Source organism: Streptomyces kebangsaanensis (assembly GCF_001906585.1).
Lineage (GTDB): Bacteria > Actinomycetota > Actinomycetes > Streptomycetales > Streptomycetaceae > Streptomyces > Streptomyces kebangsaanensis.
This window is the reverse complement of the sequence record NZ_JUJA01000077.1, coordinates 75,653-78,152: the sequence shown is the minus strand read 5'-3', so window position 1 is coordinate 78,152 and position 2,500 is coordinate 75,653. Positions and strand designations below refer to the sequence as shown.

Annotated in this window: 2 protein-coding genes; one reads left to right on the top strand and one right to left on the bottom strand. The window is 74.9% G+C overall.

Annotated features, from left to right (window positions below; genetic code table 11):
- On the bottom strand, positions 1–724 hold a 724-nt coding region (locus tag RH94_RS11455), incomplete at its 3' end, for a RecB family exonuclease (protein WP_234425695.1).
- A gap of 173 nt (positions 725–897) precedes the next feature.
- Here RH94_RS11455 and RH94_RS11450 point away from each other — a divergent pair.
- Positions 898–2,433 carry a site-2 protease family protein gene (locus RH94_RS11450; RefSeq protein WP_073947495.1) on the top strand — a complete coding sequence of 512 codons (1,536 nt, stop codon included), beginning with the start codon at positions 898–900 and terminating at the stop codon, positions 2,431–2,433.
- The last annotated feature ends 67 nt before the right edge of the window (positions 2,434–2,500 follow it).

The following is a 2,500-nucleotide window of genomic DNA, read 5'->3' as shown; positions in this document are numbered from 1 at the left end:
GGGGCACGACCCCCTTCAGCCGCCACACCACCAGGGCGTAGAACTTCATCTGGAACAGCGCGTCCTCGGCGTACTCGGGGCGGGGCGCCCTGCCCGTCTTGTAGTCGACGATCCGCACCTCGCCCGTGGGCGCCACGTCCACCCGGTCGATGATCCCGCGCAGCCTGAGCCCCGAGTCCAGCTCCGCCTCCAGGAACAGCTCCCGCTCGGCCGGCTCGAGCCGCGTCGGATCCTCCAGCGTGAACCAGCGCTCCACCAGCCGCTCCGCCTCCGCCAGCCAGCGCGCCAGCCGCTCGCCGTCCGGGTCGTCGGCGAACAGCTCCGCCAACTCCGGCCTGGCCTCGCGCAACCGGTCCCACTGCTCCGGGAGCAGCGCCCTCGCCCGCGGCACGGTCCGCTCGGCGGCCGGAGCGTCGAACAGCCGCTCGAGCACGGCATGCACCAGCGTGCCCCTCGTCGCCGCCTCGCTCGGCTTCTCGGGCAACCGGTCGATCACCCGGAACCGGTACAGCAACGGGCACCGCATGAAGTCCCCGGCACGGGAAGGGGACAAGGAGGAAGGCGGTACGGCGGGACGGGAAGCCGCCTCGGGGCCCACGCCGGCCACCGCCGCGGTCACCGCCTCCGCGGACGCCGCATCCTGTGCCGCCGCCTCCTGTGCCGGCGCCTCCGGCGTCGGGCCGCTGCCGGGGGCGACCGCCCCGCCCTCCGTGCTCGTCTCCATGCCACAGACCCTACGGCCCGCCACCGACAGCGACCCAGCCGCGGTCATGATGTGCGCGAGGCGGGGAAAACACTGGGGGTGCCGGGCGGAACCGTTCGCCACGGCCGCATACCATCGACCCGAGACCTTCCGGCCGACAGGCACGGAAGACGCGCTTCGAACGAGGGGACACCGTGGACGTGAGCGGCGGGAGCGGGCAGCCGCGTTCCGGCAACGACGAGTCGGCCGAGCGCCACACCGGCCCAGTGGCCCCACCCCCCGGCGCCCGCCCGGCCCAGCGGGCCGAGGACGCCCGCGAGCAGGACCCCGCCGAGCCGCCGTCGCACACGGGGACCACGCCCGGGACACCCGGCGCCACGGAGGCGGAACAGGACCGCTCCGGCACCACCGACCCGGCCCCGGCCGCGCGTGGCGCGGAGGACCGGGAGCCGGGTGCCGGTGAGCCCCCGCACGCCGGCGCCCCGGCCGGGCCGCCCCCGCGGCACCCCGACACCCACCCCGACCGCGCTCACGCGCACTCCGGACAGGCGTCGCCGCCCGCGCGGCCGAAGGAGCCCGGGGGCGGACTGCTCATGGGACGGCCCTTCGGAGTGCCCGTGTACGTGGCGCCCAGCTGGTTCCTCGTGGCCGCGCTGATCACCTGGGTGTTCGGCGGACAGCTCGACCGCGTACTGCCCGAGCTCGGCGCCGCCCGCTACCTGGTGTCCCTGTTCTTCGCCGTCGCCTTCTACGCCTCCGTCCTCGTCCACGAGCTCGCCCACACCATCGCGGCCCTCCGCTTCAAACTGCCGGTCCGCCGCATCCAGCTGCAGTTCTTCGGCGGCGTCTCCGAGATCGAGAAGGAGGCCGAGACCCCCGGCCGCGAGTTCGTCCTCGCCTTCGTCGGCCCGCTGCTCTCCCTGGTCCTCGCCGGCGTCTTCTACCTCGCCATGCGGCCCTTCGAGCCCGGCACGGTCCCCGGCGTCCTGCTGGCCGGCCTGATGATCTCCAACCTCATCGTCGCCGCCTTCAACCTCCTGCCCGGCCTGCCCCTCGACGGCGGCCGCATGCTCCGCGCCGTCGTCTGGAAGATCACCGGCAGATCCATGAGCGGCACCGTCGCCGCCGCCTGGGTCGGCCGAGCCCTCGCCGTCGCCGTCCTGATCGGCCTGCCCCTGCTCACCCAGTCCGGCGTCGACCCCACCGCCGAGGACACCGTCGGCGTGGGCACCGTCACCAACGCCCTGCTCGCCGCCATCCTCGCCGCGATCATCTGGACCGGCGCCGGCAACAGCCTGCGCATGGCCCGACTGCGCGAACACCTCCCCGAACTGCGCGCCCGCACCCTCACCCGCCGCGCCGTCCCGGTCGAGACCAGCACCTCCCTCGCCGAGGCCCTGCGCCGCGCCAACGCCGCCGGCGCCCGCGCCCTGGTCGTCGTCGACGGCCACGGCGAGCCCCTCTCCCTGGTCCGCGAGTCCGCCATCGCCGGAGTACCCGAACACCGCCGCCCCTGGGTCAACGCCAGCGAACTCGCCCAGGGACTCACCGACGGCATGCGCGTCTCCGCCGAACTCGCCGGCGAGGACCTCCTGGACGCCCTGCGCGCCACCCCGGCCACCGAATACCTCGTCGTGGAGGAGACCGGCGAGATCTACGGCGTGCTCTCCGCGGCCGACGTGGAACGCGCCTTCGTCAAGGCCATGGCCCGGCCGTCGGCCTCCCCCTAGCCTCCTCCCGGCCCGCCTCCGCGTGGTCGGCGGGCCCGCCCGGGACCGGTAGGCTGGTCACATGTCC